This window comes from Thermogemmatispora argillosa (assembly GCF_059696725.1).
In genome coordinates this window covers 1,494,095-1,512,558 of sequence record NZ_AP019377.1, presented here as the reverse complement: position 1 = coordinate 1,512,558, position 18,464 = coordinate 1,494,095, and the positions used below count along the sequence as shown (strand labels likewise).

The window sequence follows — 18,464 nt, the reverse complement described above, 5'->3', positions numbered from 1 at the left end:
CCGGCTCTCGCTGTAGTTATTCTGGCAGCAGGCGCTCCTGTTCGGCAAGCTCGCCTTTGCTGTAACGGAGGGCTTTTTGGCTGATGTCGGACCAGGCGCTGATCAGGCTGTTGTAGGGCAGGGCCTCCTGGGCCCAGCCGCGCCGCTCGCAGATGGTGTAGAGGCGATAGGCCAGCTCACGGGCCGCCGCGCCCAGCTCGCTGCGCTGGCTGAGGAGCTTGCCGGCGTGTTCTTCGCCGCCGCCCTGGAGGAGGGCATGGGCCAGGCGCAGGGTGAACTCCCAGGTGGTGAGCGGCTGGCCGTCGTTGAGGCGCTCGCGGGCGGGTAGCTCTTCGCCGCGCAGCAGGCGCACTTTGCCGCCCTGGGCGCGCACGATGCCGCTCTCGCTCAGGCGCTGAACGGAGATGTTCTTGGCTTTGGAGAGGGTTTCGGCGCTGCCGAAGTCGCCGCTGACGAAACCAAATTCTTCGAACCAGGCCAGGGCCCAGCGAGTTTCGTTGTCGAAGTCGCCTTCCTGGGCGGCCAGGACCTCATCAAGGGTGCGGTTGATGAGTTGCAGAGCGGTGCGCACGCTGACGTGGGTGCCGTCGACGTCTTCGACGCGGCGGTAGCGGGAGTAGATGGCCATGCCGGGGCCGATGCTGGCCTGGGCCAGGTCGACGGGAGCGATGCCTCCCTCCTGCAGATGGCGAAGAGCCTCACCCAGCTCCTGGCGCAGCTCGCGAATGAATTGCTGGCGCGAGGCGACGGGGGCGTTCTCCGGGCGCGGACGACAGACAAGGACGATCGAGGAGGCCAGGGCGTTGGTGCCCATTGCGACGCTGCGATTGGCCATTTCAGTGCGGATCGGCCAGGTGCCAGTGATGATGAAGCCGGATTGAATGAGGCCCTCTAGCATGGTCTCCCAGCCGGTGGAGGCCACCAGAGAAGTCCCAGGCTGCCCGTTCCTGGCTCCTGGAAGCGCTGGCTCGGCGCTATCGCTGCCGCTCAGGGCCTCCAGCTCCTCTGCTTCTTGCTCGCTGGCTTCGTCGAAATCGGCCTCGTCGGCGTCGGGGTGCTCGACCTCGGACTGTTTGAAGGCGTAGTAGAGGGTCAGCGGATAGTCGGGATGTTGGGCGGCGCGCAGGTTGGCGAAGACGCGGCGCAGGCCCTCCTCAAAGAAGCGGCGAGCTTTGTCCTTGTCGCCCCCGTGGCGGTAGGGCGAGGCGATCAGCTCGCTGCTCTTGGGGGTGAGCATGGTGGCGAAGAGGTCGGGGTAAATGGGGGCCAGGCTGCGGCGCAGCCAGACGTAGAAGAAGTCGGAAAGGTCGGCGTAGCCAACGTTGTCGTAGTAGGGCGGGTCGGTGGAAATAAGGGGCAGGGTGACGCCGTTGACGGCGCTGCTGGCCTCGCACTGTCTGGCTACGCCGCTGGCGGCGCACGGGACGGCTTCGATGGCTTCGGCCACCCAGGCGATGGCGCCCATGAAGTTCCCGGTAGCTTCGCTGAAGGGGTTGGCTTCGGCGAAGTCCCAGACCATAGGGAGTGCCTGGCGGGCGAAGGTGTTACGAACATTGTCTCGGGTTATATCCCAAGAACAAAGATTCGAATTCCTATCTGCCAGCCGGTCAACGGCCAAAGCCAGGTAGGTAGCCAGGGCGTCGGCGTAGGCGAGCGGGCCGCTGCCGCCCTCGCACAGGGGGCGCTCATCGCCGGCGCTGGCGGGGTCCAGCTCACGCCAGGCGCGGCGAGCATCGGCCAGCACGCGCTCGCGCGCCTCGGCGATCAGGTCGCTGAAGGTGGTCAGGGCCACGAGCTGGCGCGGGGTGAAAAGGTCAGCAAAGGTGGTCATGCCGTAGAGTTGCACGCGAAAGCTTAGAGCCTTGTCCGGTAAAGAGGCCTGGGGTTGGTAAGATGGCGAGGCCTGAGCGGCACTGGCCTCTTGCTCTTCATCTGGAGCCAGATAGAGGCGTCCGCCAGGCCCATCGGCCACGATGGCCATGAGCTGGGCGCTCATGCGACCAGCGCGCCCCTCGGCGCGGATATGGCTGAATTCCACAGGAGTATCGCACACCACACAGCGCGCCCCACGGCGGTTCACCGTTCCGGCGGGCGGCTCGCCCCGGCCCGTGCGCACCACGAAGCGCACCCGCGGCGGGCTGCTCTCGCGCTCCACCAGCGGCTCAACCCAGGCCTCATGCCCCCGCTTCTTCGACAGCCACCATTTGCTGACCAGCGGCATCTGAGCGCCGCAGGCCGGGTTCGGACAGGTCACCGTGCGCGCCCACAGCCAGGCGATCACCGTCGCCTCGCCGTTGCCCTGGCTGGACTGATTGGGGTGATTCCCCTTCCGCTTCCGATCAGTAGCTGGTTGCTCCTCCGGCCCTGGTTGGGGCAAAGGCACGCGCGGATAGAGCTGGCCGATGCGCCGCTCGGCCTCATCGCGCAACCAGCGCCCATAGGCGCGAATATCGGCGGCCAGCCCGTGCGCTCCCTGCCACTGGCCCTTGAGCAGCTCCTGCCGCGCCTGCGGGTGCACCGGCGGGCGCCCGGCGAAGCGCGGCGGAATCTCGATCAGCGCCTTATTGATGAGCACAGCCACCGGATTGAGATCGCCGGCGTGGGCCTCCAGTCCCAGCCGCAGCGCCTCCAGAGGAATCGAACCGCCACCGGCGAAAGGATCGAGCACGGGAGGCGGCGCCCCGTTCGTCGCCCGGCGGATCTCCTCACGCGCCCGCGCCAGCACACTTTCCCGGGTCGTATTCTCCCACCGCACCAGCTCGCGGATAATATCAAACAGCCGCTGGCGCTCCTGCTCCTGGCTGGCCTCATCGGGGAAGCGCTCCGGGTGGGCCGACGGATCATCCACCAGCGAGGCAAAGAGCACCGCGCGCGCCGTCGCCAAAGGCTTGCGCGACCACCACAGATGCAGCGTCGAAGGATGGCCGTGGCGCAGCGACTTCTCCTTCGAGGACGCCTGGTTAACCTCCTTCAGAGGCAAAGCCACCTCAATCAACTTCTTACGATAGCTCATCGTACACGCTCTCCTTTCGCCAGAAGTTCAGCCATCTTATAAGAAACACCGCAGGCCAGCCGATCAGGAGGCTGCTCAAAAGGCCGGCGCACATACCAGACCTCGCACTGCTCCCCCTCCACCAGCACCACAGCCAGCACAAAGCGCTCAGGCTGATTCAGCGCCGTCATAATCTCATTGCGCGTCACAAACACCGTCGCAGCCCCCCGCGTCCGCCCCTTCACCTCCACAAAGCGCAGCGCCCCCGTCGCCGCCACGCGCGACTCAATATCATAGCCTCGCTTCTCCTGACTCACATCGCGCGGCTCAAAACCCAGCGCGCGCTCCACCTCCATCACCGCCGCCATCGCCAGCCGCTCCACCGCGGGATTGCGCTCCAAATCAACAGCTTGCAGCTCGACCTCCTCCCCCTCTGCAGAGAGCACCGTCGGCGCGCTGACCTGCATCTCCGCCTGCAAGCGCTCAAGCAACAAGCCCTGTGGCACCACCAGCGCCGCCCCCAACACCCGCGGCGGCAGAGCCACCAGCGTCCGCTCCAGCTCCAGCTCTCGCTCACGCTGGCGCAGCCGCTCCTCATAATCCTGGCTCCGCTGACGCGCCTGCTCTGCATTCAAACGCGCATTCACCTTCCCCTGACGCTCCTCCTCCTGCAACGCAGCCGCCCGCTGATCCCAATAGATAATCTCCTGCGTCAGCCGTTCACGAACGGCGCGGCGCACCCGCTCCACCTGCTCCTCACGCTGGCGCTGCACCTCCTCCAGATAGCGCGGCACCACCTCACGGATCGCATACGAGAGCGCCTGCTCCTCCAGATCAGCCTGCAGCCAGGGAGCCGCCAGCACATCCGCCAGCACCCGTTTCTGATCCTCCTGCAGAACATCGTAATTCAGAAAAGGCGCATAGCCCGCCGGACGCATCTCACCCCGCGCATCGCACTCCACAAACAGCAACTGGCGCGCCACCACGTGACGCTCACCCGAGGCATCGATGCGACCATCCTGAATAGTCAACTCCAGATAAAAGAGCAGCCGTGGCTCCCTGCCCGCATCCTGCCGATCAAGCAACATCGCCCCCTGCTGCAAGAGCTCCTGATCCTCCGCCAGCACCAGATCAATCACGGCCTCCAGCAGCGGATGCCCCGGACAAAGCAACTCCGCCGGCGGCTTCCCCGGCACAGCTATCAGCGCCTTCTCGAACGTCACCCGCTCATAGCGCGACGACAGAGCCTGTCGCCGCCCCGCCGGACGCCGCTCACGGATGCGCTGCGGCACATACGTCAACTCATAGCGACCCGGCTCGCGTGGATAAAAGCGCCCCCCAAAGCGCTTAAAGGCCTCCAGGAAAAAGGTCGCCACAAAATGCGGCTGCAGCCGCCGCGCCTGTGCCCGCTCCATCTCCTCGCGCACCTGCCGCACCCGCACCACATCCCAGACCTCATGCGTCAAAGCCCGCTCCTCAAGCAAGCGCTGCAAATGCGAGCGATCCAGCGCCCGCTCCACCGTCCGCTCCAGGCGCGCCCGCACCTCCGGCTGATCCCCATAACGGATGGCCTGCACAATCAAATCGCGCAGCGAAAGATTGTCGAACTGCAGCCGTCCCAGCACATCGAAGACCTGGCCACCCAGCGCCTTACGCTCCCTATCCAGCTTTTCAAGCAAATGATAGTATACATCACCTTCGCGTGTATTCAGCGCCACCAGGTTCCATAAATAACAAGGATACTGCTGACCGATACGATGGATGCGCCCGAAACGCTGCTCCAATCGATTGGGATTCCACGGCAGATCATAATTCACCATCAGATGGGCCCGCTGCAGATTGATACCCTCGCCAGCCGCATCCGTCGCCACCAGAATCTGAACCAGGGGGTCGTGTGTAAACCTCTCCTGGGCCTCCTTGCGTTGCAGGCGATCCATGTCGCCATGAATCGTCACCACCGCCTCACTGCGGCCCAGCAAAGCCCGAATGCGCTGCTCCAGATAAAGCAACGTATCGCGATGCTCCGTAAAGATCACCAGCTTCTGCCGCTGGCCCCGCTCATCGAACATCGCCCGCTCATCCTGAAGCAGCTTCGACAACTGCTCCCACTTGCGATCAGTACCGCTGCGGCGCACCCGTTCGGCCAGTTGCTCCAACTCCTCCAGGCGCCTGATCTCTTGCTCCAACTCTGCCATCGTCTGGGCCGCCGTAGCCAGATCCACCACGTGCTCCTCAACCCGCTCCCGCTCCGCCTCGGGCGCATCCTCCTCCAACTCCTCCAACTCCTCATCGTTCAGCTCAAGCATAGGGACCGTCTCTACCGTCACCTGCTGCTTCTGGCGCAACTCTGCCAAACGCTCCTGTAAATGCCGCCGGCGCCGCTGCAGCGACCGATAAATGGCCTCTGGCGAAGAGGCCAGCCGACGCTGGAGAATCGTCAACGCGAAGCCCACCGTACCCCGGCGACCGCCCTGCAACTTATCAGCGCGATTAAACTCCAGACGCACATACTCCGTCACCTGCTGATACAGCTCCTGTTCCAAAGGAGAGAGCTGGTACGCCAGCGTCGACGCATAGCGCTCAGGAAAGAGCGGCTTCCCCTCGAACGTATAGAGCTGCTCCTTAAGCAAATGGCGCATCAAATCGCCGACCGCCGCCGGCTTCACCCCGCCACGCAGCCGGCCTGCAAAGCGATCAGGATCGAGCAGGCGCAGAAAAAGCTGAAAATCCTCATCTTTGCCATTATGAGGTGTCGCTGTCAGCAGCAGCAAATGCGAAGTGCGCGCCCCCAGCAGCTCGCCCAGGCGGTAGCGCTTCGTATACTTCGCCTCATCGCCGACGAACGTCGCCGACAACTTATGGGCCTCATCAAAGACCACCAGGTCCCACGACGTTCCTTCCAGCAGACGCTTTAGCTCCTCATCGCGCGCCAACTTATCGAGGCGCGCAATCAGCAGCGGCATCTCCAAGAACGGGTTGCCCGAGGGCGAAGCCGCAACCCGATCGTTGGTCAGAATCTCAAACGGCAACTGAAACTTGCTCCTCAGCTCATCCTGCCACTGCTCCACCAGATTGCCCGGCGCCACCACCAGGCAGCGATGTAAAGCCCCACGGAGCTGCAGCTCCTTAATCAGCAGGCCCGTCATAATCGTCTTGCCGGCCCCAGGATCGTCAGCCAACACATAGCGCAGCGGCTGACGCGGCAGCAGCGTCTCATAGACCGCCGTAATCTGGTGCGGCAGCGGCTCAATCAGCGACGTGTGGATCGCCAGCAACGGATCGAAAAGATAAGCCTGCCGAATGCGATAAGCCTCCGAAACCAGGCGAAAGCGTTCACCATCGGCCTGAAACGACCACAGCTCCGCAGGGGGCACAATCGTCAACTGCACCAGGCGGTCGCCAAAAACCAGCTCACTACCCAGGCGCCCGGCACCATCGCGATAGACCACCTCCACACTATCCGAACCATGCTGTTGCGCCGAAACCAGCGTCACCACCTCGTTGGGACGCAGACCACGCACGCGTACATTGGGTCGCAGCTCTTCAACAGAAGCCATCGAAGGTGCACCCCTTTCCAACCTTACAGCTAACAAGGGGGGCAATAACCGCGCACAAACGCAAATGCCATACTCCCTACAGATACGCCAGAATAGATAGGCCTGACCGCATAAGTAAACAAGGGCAAACCCACACTAGAGCCAGACAGATCCAGCGCACTCGCGCACCAGCGTCGTCCCGCCGGTCCAGGCTTCGACCCGCCAGGCAAGCAAACAGCAAAAAGAAGAGAGACAGAGACCCGGCCACCTCTTCTCTGGAGAACAAGCAAGCACCATGCAGGGGCGACCTTCTGTCAGCGCGCTCTCTCCCGCGGTGGATAGAATAGGCTGACCTGGTCTGGCCATTGGCATCCAAAAGAACGATGGCACATGCGCAAAAATGCGGTTGAACTTGCTCGCCAGCGAGCATCTCACATAATACGGCAGGCGGAACGCGGCGGCAAGCGGGAATTTCAGCTAAAGATGGTGACATTTCCTCAACCACATGGCCGGCCTCAATCGCTCAAAAATGGCAGCCAGACCAGCAAAACCTGTGGCGCAGCACCTGCCACCCAGCAAAGAAGAGGGCCAGGACAGGACCACCGAGGCACCAGCGGCGATCCATTCCTGGCCCGTTCCAATAGACCAACTGGGCTGACAGAGGGTAAAGCACTCAAGAAGGGATATGTGTCTGCAAGGACCCGCGCGCCCGCGCCATCTGCTCCTCCAGCCAGCTCACCACGACATCCAATCCCTCACCACTGCGCAAGTTTGTAAAAACAAAAGGCCGCTCCCCACGCTGACGCCGCGTATCACGCTCCATCACCTCCAGCGAGGCCCCCACATACGGCGCCAGATCGATCTTGTTGATCAGCAGCAGATCCGAGCGCAGAATCCCTGGTCCCCCCTTGCGCGGCATCTTCTCCCCCTCAGCCACATCAATCACATAGATCCAGACATCCACCAGATCAGGGCTAAACGAAGCCGCCAGATTATCACCACCGCTCTCAATCAGCACCAGCTCCAAACCCGGCAAACTCGCCTCCAGATCGGCAATCGCCTCCTCATTCATGGAAACATCATCGCGGATCGCCGTGTGCGGACAACAACCCGTCTCGACACCACGCACCCGCTCAGCCGGCAACGTTCCCTGCCGCAGCAGAAACTCCGCATCCTCACGCGTGTAAATATCGTTCGTCACGACCGCTAGATTATAGCGATCACGCAGACGCCGGCTCAGACAATCCACCAGCGCCGTCTTGCCACTGCCCACCGGCCCCGCAATGCCTACCCGAAAAGCTCGCCGCGCTTGCTCTTGCTGCTCAGACATCACCTGTCCCTCCTTCGTACCAGAAGAGCCGACCCGACTCTTCCCGCTCGCGCTTGTACTGAACAAAGATCCAAAACAGAGCAAAGGTAGCAGTAATGAGACACCATCAGAACAAAAAGTAGCGCTGAGCCAACGGCAGCACCCGCGCCGGCTCACAGGTCAACAGCACCCCATCGGCGCGCACCTCATATGTCTCAGGGTCCACCTCGATGAGCGGCGTCGCCGTATTATGCACCATATCCCGCTTGCCAAGCGTACGGCAGCCTTCCACAGCCACCGCACGCTTGCGCAGACCGAGCCGCTGCGGTACCTCAGCCTCCAGCGCCGCCCGCGAGACAAAGGTCAGACTCGTCGCCGCTACCGCCGCCCCGAACGAACCGAACATCGGACGATACAGCACCGGCTGCGGCGTCGGAATCGAAGCGTTGGGATCGCCCATCGCACTCCAGACGATAAAGCCGCCCTTGATCACCATCTCAGGCCGCACCCCGAAAAAGGCCGGCTTCCACAAGACCAGATCAGCCAACTTCCCCGGCTCGATCGACCCGATCTCACGCGCCACCCCGTGCGTCAGCGCCGGATTGATGGTATACTTCGCCAAATAGCGTTTCACCCGAAAATTATCGTTGCGCTCCGAATCTTCAGGCAACGGCCCACGCTGCACCTTCATCTTATGGGCCGTCTGCCAGGTCCGCAGGACCACCTCGCCGATACGCCCCATCGCCTGCGAATCGCTAGACATCATGCTGATCACGCCCAGATCGTGCAGAATATCCTCCGCAGCGATGGTCTCCGGACGGATACGGCTCTCGGCAAAGGCCACGTCTTCCGGCACCTGGGGATTGAGATGATGGCAGACCATCAACATATCCAAATGCTCAGCCAGCGTATTGACCGTATAGGGCCGCGTCGGATTTGTCGATGAGGGCAGCACATTAGGCAGCCCGGCCACCCGAATAATATCGGGCGCATGGCCGCCGCCGGCCCCTTCCGTATGATAAGTGTGAATGGTCCGCCCAGCGATGGCCGCGATCGTCTCCTCGACAAAGCCACTCTCGTTCATGGTATCGGTATGGATCGCCACCTGCACATCGCAAACCTCGGCCACCCGCAGGCAGGCATCGATAGCCGCCGGCGTACTGCCCCAATCCTCATGCAGCTTCATCCCGCAGGCTCCCGCCTGAATCTGCTCTAGCAGCGGCTCCTCCGCGGCGGCGTTCCCCTTCCCCAGAAAGCCAAAGTTCAGCGGCCAGTGCTCTGCCGCCTGCAACATGCGCGCCAGATACCAGGCCCCGGGAGTACAGGTCGTCGCATTCGTCCCCGTGGCCGGTCCCGTGCCGCCACCGATCATCGTCGTGATCCCGTTGGCCAGGGCCTCATAGACCTGCTGCGGCGAAATGAAATGAATATGGCTATCGATGCCGCCCGGCGTCACAATCAAATGCTCGCCAGCAATGACCTCGGTACTGGCCCCAATGACCAGCTCGGGATCAACCCCCTCCATCGTATCGGGATTGCCCGCCTTGCCCACCTTCACAATGCGTCCGTCTCTGATGCCAATATCGCCCTTGACAATCCCCCAGTGATCAAGCACGATCGCATTCGTAATCACCAGATCCAAGGCCCGCCCCTCGCCAGGCCTGCCCTCGCGCAGCGCCTGACTATTCTGCCCCATCCCATCGCGGATCACCTTGCCGCCGCCGAACGTCACTTCATCGCCATAGACCGTGTAATCATGCTCGATCTCGATCATCAGGGCGGTATCGGCCAGGCGCACACGGTCCCCGACCGTGGGACCATAGAGGTCGACATAGGTACGACGTGGCAGAGAGAGACTCATGCTTTCTCCTCCTCAGCGGAAACAGCGCCCACCCCAGCGCTGGAGCTGGTCTCTGCCTCGCTCACCGCTGCCGGCGCTCGCGGGGGCCGCACCTGCAACGGCCCATTGACCTGGCCGCGATGCCCATAGAGCGCCTGGCGACCTCCGAAAGCCACAAGGGTCACTTCTTTCTCTTCGCCCGGCTCAAAGCGCACCGCCGTCCCCGCGGCAATATTGAGGCGCATGCCATAGGCCGCCGCACGCTCGAACTGCAGCGCCGGATTGACTTCGAAAAAATGATAATGGCTGCCGACCTGCACCGGGCGATCACCACTATTGCGCACCCGCAGGCGCACCGTTGGGCGGCCCGCATTGAGGGTGATCTCCCCCTCGGCCAGCAGATAGGCCCCAGGGGCCAGGCCCTCCAGGTAGGCCGGCGTCTCTGGCTCCTCTGCTCTTCCCATCAAGGCCCTCCTTTCTTCTCTGATGGGCGACAAGGCCAGAAAGGTTAGCGAATCGGATCGTGCACCGTCACCAGCTTGGTGCCGTCGGGAAAGGTAGCCTCGATTTGCACCTCCTGGATCATCTCAGGCACGCCCTCCATGACATCCTCACGCGTCAGCAGCGTCGTTCCGAGGGTCATGATCTCGGCCACGCTGCGCCCATCGCGCGCCGCCTCCATCATCTCTGCGGCTAACAAAGCCACCGCCTCGGGATAGTTGAGCTTCAAGCCGCGCGCCCGCCGCTTGCGCGCCAGCTCTGCCGCCACGACAATCAAGAGCTTCTCCTGCTCACGCAGCGTCAAATACATTGCGCGACAAAACCTCCTTTCTTCCGCCTGGCTCGGCTCAGTCAAGTCACTCCTCACCCTGGCTGCACGGCTTGATTCACCCACCGCCCTGCAGGGTAGCCGCTGCCCCTCTCAATTGATCTTGCGTGGCAACGGCAGCGCTCTCCCATAGAGGCGCAGACGCGCCAGACGCCAGAATTCCGCCAGCCCACGGCTGAGGGGCAGCCCCTCCTGTGCAAGACCACGCACAATCAGCCCGTCTGCCACCAGTCGACTGACCCCCCAGACGCAGCAACGGGACTGGCTCAGCTCCTGCGCCAGCGCGGCTAGCTCCTCCTCTAGCTGCGACCAGCGCTGCGCCGGCAGACCCGCCCGACAGACATACAGGCTGGCGCAATAGCGAAACGGCCCCAGGCGCGCTAATGCGAGAGGCGAGCGCTGACACGGCTCCAGGCGGAAGCGCTCGATAGCCAGCGGGCGGGTCTCGCTGCTGATAGTCAATAGCAGCTCCAACCACTCGTAGGCGAAGCACTCACCGCGCGCCAGGCGGCCCGGCGCCACGATCTCCCACCACAAGAGACCAGCGTCCCTCTCCAGGCTGATCACAACTTCCTGGCGGTAGCGCGCCCCAGCAAAGGGAATCAAGGCGTCGGGCAAATGCTCCAATAAGGCCCCGGCGCCGACGCGTACCCGCCAGCGCTGCTGCGCCGGGGGATCAGCGGCGCGCGGGCGATAGAGGCGCGTCGCCCCCGTTGAGGTCAGCATAGCCCGCGCCCCAGGCCCAACCTCGATCACCAGCTCGCAGCGATCGCCGCCCAGAATACCGCCCGACAGATTGTGCACGTGCACCAGGGCCCCACCATCGTCTGTCGAGAAAGCGCGCACTACCTGCAGCGGTGGCCGTTGCTCCTGGACCAGGAGCCGTGTCCGACCCACGGTCATATCGTGGCCGAAACCCAGCCGAAGCCAGCCAGTCACATCCGGGCGATAGCCCTGAACACGGCTCAGCTCCTGACGCACTCCTCGCGCCCGCTCAGGCTCCCTGGCCTCCGCCTTCTCCTCCTCAGCGGCCCTCACTCCTGACTCACTGTCCAGCGCCCGCATCCAAATACTCGCTCCTTCCGTCTTTGCTTGCCTTGCCTTGCTGGCAAACTTCTCTCTCTTTGTCCTCTCACAGATCCGTCCGCCGGTGAACAGAGCGGTGCCTCACTGCCGGCTAGCTGATAAAGAGGCGCGTCTCCAAAGACGGATGGCGCAGACTGGCCAGCTCTACCAGCGGCGTCCACTGCCACGGCTCCTCACCGCTCTCCAGGCAGCGCAGAGCTTGCTCTGTCACCGCGAGAAGCACCGGCTTCAACCGCCAGAGCAGTTGCATTGCCCGCCGCTGCCCCAATGGAAGCAAGCGCTGACAGGCCGCCAGCAAAGCCGCTAATTGCTGCTGCAAAAAGGCCGCCAGGGCCGCGCGCTCCTCGATCGCCAGCAAGCCGCAGAGCAGACCAAGCGCTAGTGTGTAGTGACTGGCCCCATCCTCGTGCAGCGCTACCTGCTGCACTCGCGCCAGGCGCTCATCGCTGAACCAGCTCTGTACCAGATGCAGCAGGCGCCGCCCCATCATGATGCTTGCCTGCCGACTCTCGCGGGCCGGCCTCAGCGCGCTCAGCTCGGCGTTCAGGCGGCGCCAATCCTGCAATAGCTTCTCCACTGAGGTCACCGCCGCCAGCCGCCAGCCGCGCCCAAAAAAGACCCCTTCCAGCAAGCCAGCCTCCGCCACATAGGCCCCCAAAAACTCCTCCAGCCTCTCCACCGTCAGCAGCTCCTCAGCTACCAGCGTCTCCAGACCAAACGAGTGCGCGCTACTTCCCACAGGCAGCGCGCTGTCGCACAATTGCAGCAAATGCAACACCTGCAGCGTTTCCAGGCGCATCGCGCCCGGGGGTAGTCCTGAGATGGGCGACGACTCGCCCGGCAAAGCGGCCATCGAACACCTCCTTTCCTTCATCAGCGCACCCAGGCAGACAGACAGGAGAAGACGCCAGCGCAATGCAAGCAAAAAGAAGAGGTGGGGTGCGGTCGGAGCATGCCATAAGGGGAGGAGTGGGCAGGTCAGTTCAGCGCGGTTCACCACGCGGCCTCACAGCAAACACACCCCACCTCTCTTCTATGCTACGCCGGCCCCAAAAACCGACCCGCCGGCAGGCAGCCAGCCAGCCAGTTAGTCGGATCGCAACGGGCAGGCCGCCGCTTAACCCGCTCACGCGACCAACTGACAGACTGGCCACCAGACCAGCCTTGGGCTTTCCCTCCCGCGGAACAGCCAGCTAGGCCGTCGCCTTACACAGGTCGTGACAATCCTTTTCCAGGGTGCAGCACAGCGAACAGATCGTCCCCTCGTGATAGGGGCAGAAAGTCGTATCGGGTGCCTCATAAGCATCCGAGCAGACCGAGCACTGCAACAGCGGCAGCTCTCCCTCACCCGCGGCATACGCCGCCTGGTTCTCGCGCGCGATATAATACTTGCCGCGCGTCAGCACCGCCAGCAGCGGAGACAGCACAAAGGCGATCACCAGAGCCAGAAAGGGCGAGAAAGCCTGCGCCACCGGCCCAAACAGTCCGAAGAAGGCCAACACCGACAGCACCGAAGCCACCAGCGTCGAGCCGAAACCCACCGGATTGATCGTATACAAATGCGCGCGCTTAAACTCGATATAGGGGGGACTGAGCTTCAGCAGCGGCTTATTGATCACCAGATCCGCGACCACCGCACCGATCCAGGCGATGGCGACATTCGAATAGAAGCCCAGGATTGTATTCAGGAACGCGAACATATTCAGCTCCATCAACAGGAGGGCGATCCCCACATTGAGAAAGAGCCAGACCACGCGTCCCGGATGGCGGTGCAAGATCCGCGAAAAGAAATTCGACCACGACAGCGAGCCGGAATACGCGTTTGTCACATTGATCTTCACCTGAGAGAGCAAGACAAAGAAAGTGGCCACCGTCAGCGCCAGCCAGGGATGAGGAATCAGCACACTGAAGCCCTTCAACAACTGCTGAATCGGCTGATCGGCCAACTGGGCCCCCACGTCGGCGAAGATATAGAAGGCCAGAAACGCCCCAGCGAGCTGCTTCAGCGCCCCCAGGATCACCCAGCCCGGGCCAGCGCTCAGCACCGCCAGCCACCAGCGCGCCCTATTCTCACGCGTCTTATCGGGCATGAAGCGCAGATAATCGGCCTGCTCACCGATCTGCGCAATCAGCGACAGGGCCACACCGGCGCCAGCCCCCACCTCCAGCGGCACCAGGCTGGCTCCCGTCGGAGAAAGCCCGCCGAAGTGGGTCCAGGCCGCAAAGGCCCCGGGGTCCTTCCACAGGATCGCCAGAAAGGGCAGCACATAGAGCACCAGCCACAGCGGCTGCGTCCATGTCTGCAGCTTCGCCAACAGAGTCATGCCGAAGACCACCAACGGGATAATCACCAGCGCACAGACCAGATAAGCCCACGGCAGCGGCAGGCCCGTGTACAGGTGCAGAGCCTGGGCCATAATCGAGCCTTCCAGGGCGAAGAAGATAAAGGTAAAGCTCGCATAGATCAGCGACGTCAGCGTCGAGCCGAGATAGCCGAAGCCGGCTCCGCGCGTCAACAAATCCATATCGATGTTATAGCGGGCCGAATAATAAGCGATCGGAATGCCCGTCAGGAAAATCACGATAGCAGCCAGCAAAATAGCGGCCACCGCGTTACTGAAGCCGTGGGCGATAATAATATCGGCTCCGATCGCGAAGTCGGCCAGATAAGCAATCCCACCCAGGGCGGCGCTTGCCACCGCCAGTGTCCCCCACTTACGGAACGAGCCTGGCGCATAGCGCAAAGAATAATCCTCGAGCACCGGATTATTCACCAGCAAATTAAAGCGGCGTTTAGGCTGTTCGGAAGTGGAGGTAGCCGTAGCAGTAACAGGAGTCACTTCCTTTTCAAGCATGCGCAGAGCCTCCTCATCTGCAGGCAGGTGATAGAACACAACGGGTCAACAGCGGGCGAGCCAGCGGCAGCAAACCACAACCGCACATTGAGCGGATGGCCTGCGCTGGCGTACAGTGCAGCGTATGGCCCGCAGCCTTGCAGGTGCCGATCAAACGGCAGCAGCAGGAAGAACGATCTCACCTCACCGCTGAGAGGAGCCGCAGCGCGACGCACCAGCGCGCACCATCCCTGGTGACAGCGAGCCACTGGAAGAGAAGCGCTTCGCCTGGTTTCATACAAAGTGCACAGCGAGCGCACCTTTGCGGCCTCTGCAGATCAGTATAAGGCCAAATTGAGGGGGAGACTATGGCCAATTTAACGCATAAGATAGCGGGGGATTTTGTGCAGCATGCATGAAAATCTGACGAGAGGGGAAAAAGAGCCGCGGCGGGCGGCCTGGCCAAGGCGTTCCATCCTCCTTGTTGGCGCTGTGCCCAGCTCCTTCCCCCGCTTAAAGCAAAGAGAGCGGCAGCCTGCGTACCTACCTACCTACCTACCTACCTACCTACCTGCCCGCCTGTGGGGCGCCTGGCTTGCGCCCGACGGTCACATGGAACTGGAAAGCGGTCTGATAGGCGGCCCACTCAGCCGGGAGAGCCTCAAGCATCCGTTGCCATTCCTCGCGCGCAATGAGGGAGGCCATGCGCTCACTCAGAGCATGGAGCAGAGCCAGCAGATCTTTCTGCAGGAGGCGCCCGCCCTGGCCACCTCCTTCACCCAGCACAACACTATACACATACTTCTCCACGTCGACCGCCCCGGCCTGTTGCAAGTACATCGGCAAATGCTCCGCAATATAGGGGTCAAAGCCCCAGCGCTCAAAAGCGCGGTCCAATAAACCGCTGACCCGCAGCGAGAGCGGGCCTGGACGATGATAATAGCCACCCGTCTCGGTCAGTTGCAACCAGCCGCCTGGCCTGGTCACCCGTACCAGTTCGCGCACCACCGCGGGCCAAGAGCGCGCGGGGATCGCCGAGATCAGCAGACGCTGATGCACCAGATCAAAAGCGTTGTCGTCAAAAGGCAGCCCCTTGAGCACGTCGCTATAGATAAACTGCACATTGACCGGCGTCGTAGGTAAGCGCTCCGGCGGCTCTACGTCGACTCCCACGACGCGACAGGCGGGAAAGCGATGCCCGACTTCGCGCGCCCAGAGGCCGGTACCGCAGCCAACATCAAGAATCGCCTGGGGGTAGCGCTCCAGGGGAGCAACGATGTGGACCTTCTGGACGCTCATCAGGGCATAGTGCTGAAAGTTGAGACGATCGATCTCTGCCTCATCCTTAGGCAGCAGGTAGGGGACGTCTTCCAGATAGCGGCGCTCGAACCGGGGAGCGCGCTCCTGCTCCGCTGACCGCGGCTGAGCCTGCGGCTGGGGAGCGCGGGCCGGTGTCGTCGGTGTTGCGGGCCGCTTGCGACGCAGTAGACCCCAAAATGGCATCATGGCCTCCTTTGTTCGATCGATTGAATGTCTAATGACTGGTTGCGTTCAGTCGCTGTGCCGGCTCACCAGGGGTCGCTGGATGAAGCGACTCCCGCTTTGTGCCTTGACCTCGACTCCACAAGGTCGATCGAGTAAGGCTACGGCTGCTCACCTTGCAGAGAGTATAGCGCATGGCGCTATCGAATGGAAGAGATCGCGCAAAGGTGGCATATGATACTTGTTGCACATATGATTTTTTACTCTAGGAAAGATTGCTTTTGTGGTGATAAAACAAGGGGCCAAGCCGGGTCAGAGGCGGCCCACAGCGCTGGAGGCAGGAGGGAGGGGAGAAGCCAGCGATCGCGCTGAGGAGAGAGCCAACCAAAAAGAATAAGGGGAAGACGGGGTGCCAGCTCGTCTCCCCCTTATTACCCAGAAGCTTCTGCTACCGGGAGATCCCTGAAAGGGCGGGTGCAGCCTCATGGGGAGAAGGCTGCACAGGAAACGGGTAGCGCTACAAGCTGCTCGTCGAGGTGGATCTGCTTGCTCGCGGCCACCCCCGCTTCCTTTCGGGTCTATATATAGTAACGAACGAAGGCCCCGTTTGATATCAGTCGGCGGCTAGAATTTTCCCGCCTGGTCCCAGAGAGCCGCCGACATCCCCGCCGGGTCAACAGACGGGCCGCCCAGGCCGCAAAGAGCCGCCGCTCAGCCAGCCACAGGCTGGCTTTTGCCCTCTTCTTGTTGCGCACTACCTACCTGGCTGACCAGCGAGGGGCCAGCTACGCTACGCTGTCTGCGCTCCCCGGCTCGGGCAGGAAAAAGCACCTTTCTTCTGTATCTGGTGCCCGAGTCGTTCTTCTCCTGAACTCATCGCCCGGTATATATCTCATACCCATCACCAGGCTCCCGCTCATCTCATGTGAATTTATGGCACACATTTCACCAATCTTCAAAATAGCGCTTGCCTCATGAAGTGGCTCTACAACGGCTCTGAGACAAAAAAGAGCACTCGTGACGTTATGCTACAATAGAGTCCAGGAGAAGGACCGATCCATGACCGGCCCGGGCGATCAGCCTGAAGGAGGGGTAAGAAACGCGGGTAGCAGACTCCGGCTGAACCTGGGTCAGCCAGGAGGTCAGGCAGGCCTTGCGCAGCGCAGCGCTGCGCAAGAGCACAGGGTCCATCTTCAGCGTCATTCAGTTCCGTTCAGGGCTGTGCTGCTCTATCAGTACTGTACAAGGCAACGAAAGGCAGGCTGATCAGCGTATGTTCAAGCGACCGCTTGAGGCTTCCAGGCAGCTCCCGCTCCCTGAAGAAGCGTTGGCTCTTCCCGCAAATGGCCCTTTTGCGCTCCTGTTTGCCCAGGAGCATCACCTGCTGAGCGCTGGCGACGGTGGTGAGGAGGGAAACGAAGGCAAAGGGGGGAAACCAGAGCCTTCGATTACGTTCTTCCATACGACCGGCCATGACTCCTCGTCGCCCAATCCTTTACACAACGAGGAATTCGACATGGAGTACGACGACTAGAGATGGAACCCTATGTCCTTATCCTCAGCTACCCAGGAGACAGCAGCGCCCGGCGCGTGCTCCATGCGCTGCGGTGCTGCGGCTGCCAGGCTCTGTTACTTGACACAGCTGCCTTTCCCCAGGCCCTGACCCTGGCGGCCCTCCTACGTGATGCCTGCTGGACGGGCTACTTTTGCTACCAGGGCAGGCGCTACGACCTGGAGGCCATCCGCAGCATTTACGTGCGTCGACCCCATCATTACCAGGTACGCGAGGATTTTCCCGAGCTGATTCAGCTCTTCCTGGAGAATGAAGCCTATCGCGGCTTTGGGGGCGTACTGCGCAGCCTTGACTGTCTCTGGGTTAACTCGCTGGATGCCCAGCGGCGCGCCAGCTTCAAGCCGCTCCAGCTCAAAGTAGCCCAGGAGGTTGGCCTGCGCACACCTCCTACGCTCATCACCAATGACCCCACTGCTGTGCGCAGCTTCTTCTTTGAGGTTTGCCAGGAGCAGATGATTTACAAGACGCTGCACGGCAACTTTCTACCCGGCGGTGGTGATCGCTATCATCTGATCTTTACTAGCCGTGTCGGACGTGAGCGGTTAGCCGAACTAGAGCAGGTCCGTCTGACCGCTCATCTCTTCCAGCCACTTATCGAGAAGGCGTATGAGGTGCGCGCCACTGTCATCGGCTCTAGCGTGCTGCCAGTGCGCATTGACTCGCAGGAGGTCGAAGCGGCGCGCCTCGACTGGCGAGCGGCTTGCTATCAGGTGCGCTATCGGCCCTACGCGCTGCCCGAAGGCATTGCCAGGCGCTGTGTAGAGCTGGTGCGCCGCCTCGGTCTGGTCTTTGGAGCCCTTGATCTGATTGTCACTCCCGATGAAGACTACATCTTTCTCGAATGCAACCCGGGCGGGCAGTGGGAATGGCTAGAGGTGGAGACGGGCCTGCCTTTCGCCGCGACCATCGCCCAGGTGCTCAGCGCCGGTAAGGCAGGTCTCGCCTGGCCGGTAGCGTTTGAACCTACTACGAGCGGATGATGG

12 protein-coding genes are annotated in these 18,464 nt (G+C 62.1%); 2 read left to right on the top strand and 10 right to left on the bottom strand.

The window, feature by feature from the left end; translation table 11 throughout:
* Positions 1-16: 16 nt before the first annotated feature.
* From AC6H1L_RS05900 to AC6H1L_RS05855, 10 genes are all read right to left on the bottom strand, one after another.
* On the bottom strand, positions 17-3,013 hold the full coding sequence (locus AC6H1L_RS05900) for a DUF1156 domain-containing protein (protein WP_497600603.1): 2,997 nt from the start codon (positions 3,011-3,013) through the stop codon (positions 17-19).
* Positions 3,010-6,549 (bottom strand): helicase-related protein, encoded by a 3,540-nt coding sequence (locus tag AC6H1L_RS05895; protein WP_497600602.1) that lies wholly within the window; start codon positions 6,547-6,549, stop codon positions 3,010-3,012. The genes AC6H1L_RS05900 and AC6H1L_RS05895 overlap by 4 nt, the downstream gene beginning before the upstream one ends.
* Positions 6,550-7,201: 652 nt before the next feature.
* Positions 7,202-7,858, bottom strand: coding sequence for an urease accessory protein UreG (gene ureG, locus AC6H1L_RS05890; protein ID WP_497600601.1), 657 nt, complete (start codon positions 7,856-7,858; stop codon positions 7,202-7,204).
* 106 nt (positions 7,859-7,964) lie between these two features.
* Entirely contained in the window at positions 7,965-9,698 is a 1,734-nt protein-coding gene (gene ureC / locus AC6H1L_RS05885) for an urease subunit alpha (protein ID WP_497600600.1), read from the bottom strand.
* On the bottom strand, positions 9,695-10,096 hold the full coding sequence (locus tag AC6H1L_RS05880) for an urease subunit beta (RefSeq protein WP_497601515.1): 402 nt from the start codon (positions 10,094-10,096) through the stop codon (positions 9,695-9,697). The genes ureC and AC6H1L_RS05880 overlap by 4 nt, the downstream gene beginning before the upstream one ends.
* 89 nt (positions 10,097-10,185) lie before the next feature.
* Positions 10,186-10,488, bottom strand: coding sequence for an urease subunit gamma (locus tag AC6H1L_RS05875; RefSeq protein ID WP_069804541.1), 303 nt, complete (start codon positions 10,486-10,488; stop codon positions 10,186-10,188).
* A gap of 111 nt (positions 10,489-10,599) precedes the next feature.
* Positions 10,600-11,571 (bottom strand): urease accessory protein UreD, encoded by a 972-nt coding sequence (locus AC6H1L_RS05870; RefSeq protein WP_497600599.1) that lies wholly within the window; start codon positions 11,569-11,571, stop codon positions 10,600-10,602.
* Positions 11,572-11,683: 112 nt separating this feature from the next.
* The gene (locus AC6H1L_RS05865; RefSeq protein ID WP_497600598.1) at positions 11,684-12,445 is read right to left on the bottom strand and encodes an urease accessory protein UreF; all 762 of its coding nucleotides are present in this window, start codon (positions 12,443-12,445) and stop codon (positions 11,684-11,686) included.
* 340 nt (positions 12,446-12,785) lie between these two features.
* Positions 12,786-14,447: a hypothetical protein gene (locus tag AC6H1L_RS05860; RefSeq protein WP_497600597.1), complete on the bottom strand. Its 1,662-nt coding sequence runs from the start codon at positions 14,445-14,447 to the stop codon at positions 12,786-12,788.
* 546 nt (positions 14,448-14,993) lie between these two features.
* Positions 14,994-15,932, bottom strand: coding sequence for a class I SAM-dependent methyltransferase (locus AC6H1L_RS05855; protein ID WP_497600596.1), 939 nt, complete (start codon positions 15,930-15,932; stop codon positions 14,994-14,996).
* A 1,249-nt stretch (positions 15,933-17,181) separates the two neighbouring features.
* On the opposite strand from AC6H1L_RS05855, the gene AC6H1L_RS05850 reads away from it, so the two are divergent.
* Positions 17,182-17,442: a hypothetical protein gene (locus tag AC6H1L_RS05850; RefSeq protein ID WP_497600595.1), complete on the top strand. Its 261-nt coding sequence runs from the start codon at positions 17,182-17,184 to the stop codon at positions 17,440-17,442.
* Positions 17,443-17,444: 2 nt separating this feature from the next.
* Positions 17,445-18,461, top strand: a complete 1,017-nt coding sequence (locus tag AC6H1L_RS05845) for an MvdC/MvdD family ATP grasp protein (RefSeq protein ID WP_497600594.1) — start codon at positions 17,445-17,447, stop codon at positions 18,459-18,461.
* Positions 18,462-18,464 lie beyond the last annotated feature (3 nt).

What these genes read in the sequence shown, in the direction of transcription:
- AC6H1L_RS05900 (WP_497600603.1), bottom strand. Translation starts at nt 3,013, where the DNA reads ATGAGCTATCGTAAGAAGTTGATTGAGGTGGCTTTGCCTCTGAAGGAG.
- AC6H1L_RS05895 (WP_497600602.1), bottom strand. Translation starts at nt 6,549, where the DNA reads ATGGCTTCTGTTGAAGAGCTGCGACCCAATGTACGCGTGCGTGGTCTG.
- ureG (WP_497600601.1), bottom strand. Translation starts at nt 7,858, where the DNA reads ATGTCTGAGCAGCAAGAGCAAGCGCGGCGAGCTTTTCGGGTAGGCATT.
- ureC (WP_497600600.1), bottom strand. Translation starts at nt 9,698, where the DNA reads ATGAGTCTCTCTCTGCCACGTCGTACCTATGTCGACCTCTATGGTCCC.
- AC6H1L_RS05875 (WP_069804541.1), bottom strand. Translation starts at nt 10,488, where the DNA reads ATGTATTTGACGCTGCGTGAGCAGGAGAAGCTCTTGATTGTCGTGGCG.
- AC6H1L_RS05870 (WP_497600599.1), bottom strand. Translation starts at nt 11,571, where the DNA reads ATGCGGGCGCTGGACAGTGAGTCAGGAGTGAGGGCCGCTGAGGAGGAG.
- AC6H1L_RS05865 (WP_497600598.1), bottom strand. Translation starts at nt 12,445, where the DNA reads ATGGCCGCTTTGCCGGGCGAGTCGTCGCCCATCTCAGGACTACCCCCG.
- AC6H1L_RS05860 (WP_497600597.1), bottom strand. Translation starts at nt 14,447, where the DNA reads ATGCTTGAAAAGGAAGTGACTCCTGTTACTGCTACGGCTACCTCCACT.
- AC6H1L_RS05855 (WP_497600596.1), bottom strand. Translation starts at nt 15,932, where the DNA reads ATGATGCCATTTTGGGGTCTACTGCGTCGCAAGCGGCCCGCAACACCG.
- AC6H1L_RS05850 (WP_497600595.1), top strand. Translation starts at nt 17,182, where the DNA reads ATGTTCAAGCGACCGCTTGAGGCTTCCAGGCAGCTCCCGCTCCCTGAA.
- AC6H1L_RS05845 (WP_497600594.1), top strand. Translation starts at nt 17,445, where the DNA reads ATGGAACCCTATGTCCTTATCCTCAGCTACCCAGGAGACAGCAGCGCC.